The sequence below is a fragment of the Aerosakkonema sp. BLCC-F183 genome, assembly GCF_041929145.1.
Lineage (GTDB): Bacteria > Cyanobacteriota > Cyanobacteriia > Cyanobacteriales > Aerosakkonemataceae > Aerosakkonema.
On record NZ_JBHFNU010000050.1, the window covers coordinates 1 to 8,177 of the forward strand.

Below are 8,177 nucleotides of genomic sequence, written 5' to 3' on the forward strand. Positions count from 1 at the left end.
GCCTTTACCATTATCGGCAATCCGAATCTCTACCTGGTTATCTACTAAGGATGTTTGAATGCTAATTTGATTGGGGTTTGCCTTAATCTCTGCAAAAGTGCGTCCCAGATTTGATTCCTCTAAAGCATCGATCGCATTAGCGAGAATATTCATAAATACTTGATTAAGCTGTCCGGCAAAACACTCAATTTGAGGTAAATTACCGTAGTTAGTCACAACTTTAATCGCCGGACGTTGTTCGTTAGATTTCAGGCGATGCTTGAGAATTAATAGGGTACTTTCAATACCTTCATGGATATAAAACGGCACTTTGTAATCCTTATCAGCACGGGAAAAAGTTCTTAAACTGGTACTAATTCCTTTGATGCGATCGCAACCTACCTGCATCGAAGACAGCATTTTAGGTAAATCTTCTAGCAAATATTCGATGTCTAATTCTTCAGCTTTTTCAGTAATTTTTTGACCGGGATTGGGAAATTTTTCTTGGTAGAGTTGGAGGAATTCGGTCAAGTCTTTAACCGCCGCGATTGCTTCTTGAACATTGCCAGAAATAAACCCAACTAGATTGTTGATTTCGTGAGCCACCCCTGCAACTAAATTACCCAAAGCCGACATCTTTTCGCTTTGAATCATTTGCAATTGGCTTTGCTGCAAGTCATGTAAGGCTCGCTCTAGCTGCTGAGCATAAGCTTGCGATCGCTCGTAAAGTCCGGCATTTTCTAGGGAGATAGCGGCTTGAGTACAAAGTAAAGTTAGGAGTTCCACGCGATCGCTCGTAAACGCTCCCTTGGCTAAATTATTTTCTAGATATAAAATGCCCAATAATTTACCTTGATGCAAAATCGGGTTGCACAAGATGCTCTGAGGCTGTTGACGCACAATATACGGGTCATGGCTATAGGTTTTGACAATCGAGGACGATCGCAGATTTTTAGTAATAGTATATTGATTGCGAAATTGTACCAGTTCGTTGAAATTGGGATAAAGATTTTTGATGAGTTTGATCGCCACAGGTAATTGGTCTGAAGTACGGATAGCTCGATACACTAAGGTACGACTTCCTGAATAAATAGTTTCAATAATTTGATAGTTGAGAATTTGATTGGTTGTGAAGGATTTATTCATAGCGAGCTTTGGCAAAAAATTAATGACAATTTTGTTAAGTAGTTGGACATAAATAATGTTAACTGTCTTAAGTTTTATGAAGATTTTCGATCGGCCTACTGGCAAAGATTACGTAAAATTTACAAAAATTAACACAGTATCCTTTACTTTTGTCCGACTACTTAAACGAGTACAAATATCAACGAAAACCACTTATAGCGATACGCGCTGGTATATTTACTGTCTTCAAGCGCTCGGAAATGGCTCAAACCTTTATATGGCAATGCAATCCGTTCCCTTTTCACTTTTTCCTGCGCGTAGCGCTATAACTGTTTTATCGTCCCTGGATGGGTAAGGTGATGATAAATTCCGTACCCGATCCCAGTATAGAATTGACTTGTAGGGAACCGCCATGTTTTTCGACGACGACCGACTTGGCGATCGCCAATCCCAATCCCGTCCCTTTCCCGACGGCTTTGGTAGTAAATAGATGGTCGAAAATCTGGCTTTTAACTTCCTCTGACATTCCCCGACCATTATCAGCGATCGCGATTTTTACCTCCTCATTTACCAGAGAAGTTTGAATGATAATTCGATGGGGATTCGCCTTAATTTCTGCGCTACTTCGCTCAAAGGTTGATTCGTCCAGCGCATCGATCGCATTCGCGAGAATATTCATAAATACCTGATTTAATTGACCGGGAAAACATTCAATTTGAGGTAAATTTCCGTAGTTAGTCACCACTTCAATCGCCGGACGTTGGTCGTTGGCTTTCAGACGATGTTTGAGAATTAATAGGGTACTCTCAATCCCTTCGTGAAGATTAAATGGCACTTTATATTCTCGATCGGCACGGGAGAACGTGCGTAGAGAAGTGCTGATATTTTTTAGTCTGTCGCAGGCTACCGACATGGAATCTAGCATTTTGGGCAAGTCTTCTAAGCTATATTCCAAGTCAATTTCTTCAGCATGAGTTTGGATTTCTTCTGTCGGATGAGTTAAAGTTTCTTGATAGAGTTTTAAGTGTTCGACAATCTCGACGACAGTGGGTTTAGCTTGTTGGAGACTAGCAGCAATAAAGCCTAAAGGATTATTCATTTCGTGCGCTACTCCCGCCACCATATTACCCAAAGCCGACATTTTTTCGCTTTGGATAAGTTGTAATTGCGCTTGTTGTAAGTCTTGCTCTGCTCGTTTGCGATCGCTTATATCCAACAATAAGCCATCCCACATTAACGTGCCATCAACAAGTTTTTCGATCCGTGCTTCGCCGTGAATCCACTTAGTCATTCCAGAGGGGGTAATAATTCGCCCTTCCCACTGCCAGGGAGTTAAGCTTTGAACTGAATCTGCAATGGATTGACGATGAGATTCAGCATCCTCTGGATGCACCATATCTATGAGGATCTGCACGTTGGCGATCGCATCCTCGGCAGTGATTTCATAGAGATCGTAACAGTCGCTACTTATATAAGGCATTGACACCGAACCATCGGTCGCCATCAGAAATTGATACACCACTCCAGGAACGTTATCTACTAGATTATAGAAGCGGGTTTGGGCAATTTTTAACTCATGGAGCGATCGCTCTAGCTGTTGGCTGTATTCCTGAGAACGTTGATAAAGTCGGGCATTTTCTAGAGAAATGGCGGCTTGAGCGCAAAGTAAATTGAATAGTTCGATGCGATCGCTCGTAAATGCTCCCTTTGTTAAATTATTTTCTAGATATAAAATGCCCAGTAATTTGCCTTGGTGTAAAATTGGGTTACACAAAATACTCTGAGGTTGCTGACGGATAATATAGGGGTCATTGGCTAAGGTAGGATCTGCGGTTGCATCCAACAAGACAACAGTCTGTTGACTGTGCTTGACTTTGTAAATCAGCTTGTGGGGAATATCTTGACTGTCTGCAATGGGAAGACTTTGTAAAACAATCGGTTGCGTTATTGGGGTAATTGCGCCTTGAATTAATAGATGATTGTCTTGCAACAGCATTAACACACATTTATCAGCCCCAGCAATTTCAATCACGATCGAAAGTAATGATGAAAGCAGTTTTTCTAGTTCGATTTCACCAGATATAGTTTGAGATGCTTTGAGAATTGCGGTTAAATCTAGTGTGTCTAAGACACTGCTGCTAGAACTGGAAGAACGGGTAGATGTCACAGTCCCCAAAGTGAAGATAGTTTCGTTAGTAGAAAGAACCGAACGGTTTTGCTGTAATATGGGAGCGAGTAATTGGGGATAGCGTTGTTCTAAGTCGGCGACTTTGGCTTTTGCTCCCCAACGGGTATAACAATAGTATGCTTCTTGCATATAAAGAGCGGCGAAATTCTCTTTCCCCCAATCAAGATAAAATTTTGCTGCTAATTCGTTGGCGAGGGCTTCTTCTTGAAGATAACCATTTTCTTTTGCTCTATAAATAGCGCGATCGTAGTGTTCCAGCGCAGTAATTTTATTATCTAAAACTCTATTCTTTTCTGCCTCAACTAAATACCATTTATGCAGATAATTCATGGGAGCATTTTGTGCCATTTGCTGTAAAGCAGTTTGATGGGTTTCTACCTGGGCAAGAATTTTAGCTTGCTCCAACTTTGGCTGAGTGGGGAATGATATCAAATGTGTCAGAGCTGTATAGAAATGGAAAATGGGAATAAAAATCAATCCGGGTAAAGACGTTAAACACTTTTTAGCTTCCGTACTATAGTCTATGGCATTTTTGTAATTGCCAAAAAGGTAGGCAAGGAAAAGTTTGTATATGTAAACAATAGAAATCGAAACAAAATCTTTTTCCCGATCGTGCTGAGGAAGCATCACTGTTTCATCATAAGCATTACCAATTAAGCGATCTGGCAGAATAGCTCGTTCCATCAAATTTTGTACGGTCTGATGTACTATATCTACATAATTACCAGCAGAATATTGATTTTTTTCGACTAAAACAGCCTTGTAACTAGCGATTTCAGGTTTCAAATTGTCTATTTCTATTCCACTAATAAAAGAGGCATTAATGTAATTACTTGCCGAATAACCAGCATCCATAAAATCACCAGTTTCCATCCCAACTACATACCCCTCTTTCAGCGTCACCACGATTGACTTAATAGCTTCTTGATGATGTTGTATAAAAGCCCCAAACAGGTGCATCAGCAAACTTGCGAACTCCTTGACATTAAATTGCTCAAGTAAGTTCAGTCCCAATTTCCCAAACCGATAGCCCGTTTTTACTTCTCCGAAAAAGGCACACAGTACCATCCCATAAATCATGTACCCAACCGATGATGCTGGCGCATTGCCAAACTGGATTGATAAACTTACCATTACCGTACTCTGTATTGGCAGCAATTGAGGGATTCCCTGGATAATACTTGGAAATAAAATTCCTAAAATTTTCATAGCAGCCAAAGTATGGCGATCGCTCATTACAGGTAGATCGACTAATTCTTCAATTTCTCTGCCGTTTTGAAGCTTGGCGAGATTCTCTAGAGCTTTGCTAATTTTGGCTTCATCAGTTGTAGTAGGGAATTCCACCCCTAATTGTCCGACTGCGTTACTTCCCACGGAGATCGCTTCTAATGGCTTGCCCTGGGCTGTCAGTGCTAAGATTTGAATTTGGTAAATTTTGATTTTGTCAAAAATTGTCTGAGCATTTTGCAACACCACTCCTGCCATCTGTTCCATGCTGTTAATATCGGCATTTAAATAGGCAGTTTCGGCAGCAGCAACATAAAGATTGAGAGTCAATTCATATTGGCAATGCCAACAATCTGTCTTTAGTAGCTCAATCCCCATTTGCAAGTAGACTTTTGCTGCCACATAAGCTGTGGAATTTCTAGCCTTTAATCCAGCTTCTAAATTAAGTTGAGCCAATGCTTCTCGCTCATTAGATTGGATGATTAAAGCTTGCCCTATATTCAAATGCCCAACAATATCAAAAAGCTTTTCTTCTCTTTCTATTTGTGAGTATTTTTCCTGAAGTAGCTGTCCAATTTGGTAATGAGTGGCCTGTTTTTGCCGATCGGGAATGAGAGAATAAGCAGCTTGTTGTACCCTATCATGTAAAAATCTATACTTGGCTATATGCTCTCTGGTGCTTTGATTTTCCCGCCGCAATTTATCGTTATCTTCGCCCTGATAAAACTTATAAATATCACTTTGAGGTAAAATCAAATCTGCCTGTAAAGCAGCCCATAAATCAGTTGCGGCTTCCACCTCTGATAATTGACAAACAATCGCTAATGTTGGCAAGTCAAAGGAGTTGCCAATACAAGCAGCTAGTTTCAATACCGATTGGGTTGATTGTGGTAATCTTTGTAATTGAACTACCATAAACTCAACCACATCATCAGTGAGTGTTTGCTGATTTATCTGAGAAATATCACATTGCCAACATCCCTCTGATAAATTAAATTCAATCAATTTATCTTGATGTAGTGACTTGAGAAATTGTGTGGCAAAAAAGGGATTTCCCTGAGTTTTCCGATCAATCAATTGCGACAAAGAAAAAGCTGAATCCTCACTACACTTTAATGTATCGGCGACCAGTTGATTTAATTTGACTTGACTCAAAGGAGCGAGAGTAATTGTATTGACAAGTACCTCGGCTTTACGAATTTCCTTTAATCTCATCATCAAAGGATGAGCGGGAAATACTTCGTTATCTCGATAGGCTCCAATTAATAGTAAATATCCCTGGTTTACAATTACCATTAATAATTGAATCAAATTCAAGGAAGCAGAATCAGCCCATTGTAAATCATCCAAGAAAATCACTAATGGATGTTCTTTTTGGGTAAAGACTTGCAGAAATTTTTGAAATAATAAATTAAAGCGATTTTGCGCGGCTGTTCCTGATAGTTCTGTAACTGGTGGTTGTTGACCAATAATGTTTTCTAATTCGGGAATTACTTCAATAATTACTTGTCCATTTTCGCCCACAGCCTCTAATATTTTATTTCTCCATTCCTGAATTTGGGCATCGCTCTCGGTTAATAATTGCCCCATTAAATCTCGAAATGCTTGCACAAATGCCGAAAAAGGAATATTCCGTTGAAACTGGTCAAATTTACCTTTGATAAAATAGCCCCGTTGTCTGACAATTGGTTTATGCACTTCGTTGACAACGACGGTTTTCCCAATTCCCGAAAACCCAGCTACCAGCATCATTTCTGTAGTGCCAAGGCTAACTCTCTCAAATGCTTCTAGGAGGGTTTGAACTTCGGCTTCTCTGCCATAAAGTTTATCGGGGATGATGAAGCGATCGCACGCATCTTTACTCGCAATTTCAAAGTCTCTAATCTCGCCAGTTTCTCTTAGCTGAATTAAACATTTTTCTAAATCAAATTTTAATCCGAACGCACTCTGATACCTATTTTCAGCATTCTTTGCCATCAGTTTACTAACAATTTTGGCTAGAACTGAAGGAATATCCGGATTAATTTCATTTACTAACGGTGCGGTTTTTGCCAGATGAGAATGTACCAATTCCATCGCATCATTAGATGAAAATGGTAACTCTCCTGTCAGTAATTCATAAAAAGTTACCCCCAAAGAATAAAAATCTGTGCGATAATCAATGCCTCGATTCATTCGGCCAGTTTGTTCGGGGGAAATATAAGCTAATGTACCTTCTAATACATAGGGGTTTACTAATGTTTGGGTTTCTCTGGGTAATAATGATGCAATACTGAAGTCGATTAATTTAACTTCTTTGGTTTGGGGATTAATCAGAATGTTGCTAGGTTTGATATCTTTATGAATTACTCGTTCTCGATACAACAGATCTAGAACCTCGCACAGGACTAGGGCGATCGATAAAAATTCAGCCAGCAACTGGGCTGGTAATTTTTGACGACTTTGGAAATAATGAGATAAAGAAACTCCGCCGAAATCTTCCATCACCAAGGCATAACTATTTTGATAAGTTTCTAAACTATAGGTTTTGATTATTCGGGGAGAATTCAGATTTTTGGCAATCGTATACTGATTGCGAAATTGCACTAATTCACTGAAGCTGGGATAGGAGTTTTTCAGAATTTTGATCGCTACAGGTACCGAGTCTATCTGCCGTTCACCACGATAAACTAAAGTTCTTGAACCATTATATAGTTCTGTCTTGAGTTGATATCCAGTCAGATTCATAATGATTTCTCCGTTACTTACTTGCCTGGTTGTTTAGCTTGAAATTACTAGATTTGAGAAGATAGCTAGGGTGAGATTGGCAGTCGGATACAGAACTGAATTCCGCGACCAAATTTTGACTCAAATTCGATACTCCTCTGATATTTTTCGACTACAATTATTTTTCTTTCCCCATATCAAGGAGATCGAGTGTGAGGCGTATTATTGCTCGATCGCCTATACTTTATTCCGGCTATATCGAGCGCGAAATAAGATGATCTTATTAAAGGTGAGCCGCAGTAAATTATGGATTACAGTTGATGTTTCAGTATTTTGGGATTCTGCCAATACCCGATAGACGAGAGTAAAATTGCCCAGAAATATTTCTTCTGTTAAAAAATATTCGCCTAACAATTTATGAGGATAGATTAACATTTCTGTCTTGATTACCTGGATGAATAACTATTATACAAAAGTTTGGTGAAAAATAGTGAATTTAGCTGTTTTATAGCAGATTGCAGGCAAACAATGTGCATGAAAACTTAATAACTGAATAGTTATTGAGTTATTTAATGTCGATTTAAATTATGCTCACATTTATTTACCTGCACCTAATTAGGCATTTTTAGTTTTGATTGGCAAAGAAATTATAAATTCAGTACCTTCTCCTGGCTGAGAAGAACAATCGAGCGAACCACCATGTTTTTCTACTACGATTTGACGCGCGATCGCCAATCCCAATCCCGTCCCTTTCCCGACGGCTTTGGTAGTAAATAAATGGTCGAAAATCTTTTCTTTGACTGATTCAGTCATGCCTTTACCATTATCGGCAATCCGAATCTCTACCTGGTTATCTACTAAGGATGTTTGAATGCTAATTTGATTGGGGTTTGCCTTAATCTCTGCAAAAGTGCGTCCCAGATTTGATTCCTCTAAAGCATCGATCGCATTA

At 39.4% G+C, this 8,177-nt stretch carries 2 protein-coding genes and 1 pseudogene; all 3 read right to left on the reverse strand.

Annotation, left to right across the window (positions count from 1 at the left end; translation table 11 throughout):
* Positions 1-900 (reverse strand): annotated as a pseudogene (locus tag ACE1CD_RS15210) (GAF domain-containing protein); the annotation flags it as partial.
* Positions 901-1,438: 538 nt separating this feature from the next.
* Entirely contained in the window at positions 1,439-7,246 is a 5,808-nt protein-coding gene (locus ACE1CD_RS15215) for an AAA family ATPase (protein ID WP_374825198.1), read from the reverse strand.
* 594 nt (positions 7,247-7,840) lie between these two features.
* Positions 7,841-8,177, reverse strand: a 337-nt coding sequence (locus ACE1CD_RS15220; protein WP_374825200.1) for a sensor histidine kinase, incomplete at its 5' end; no start/stop codon positions are given.

What these genes read in the sequence shown, in the direction of transcription:
- ACE1CD_RS15215 (WP_374825198.1), bottom strand. Translation starts at nt 7,246, where the DNA reads ATGAATCTGACTGGATATCAACTCAAGACAGAACTATATAATGGTTCA.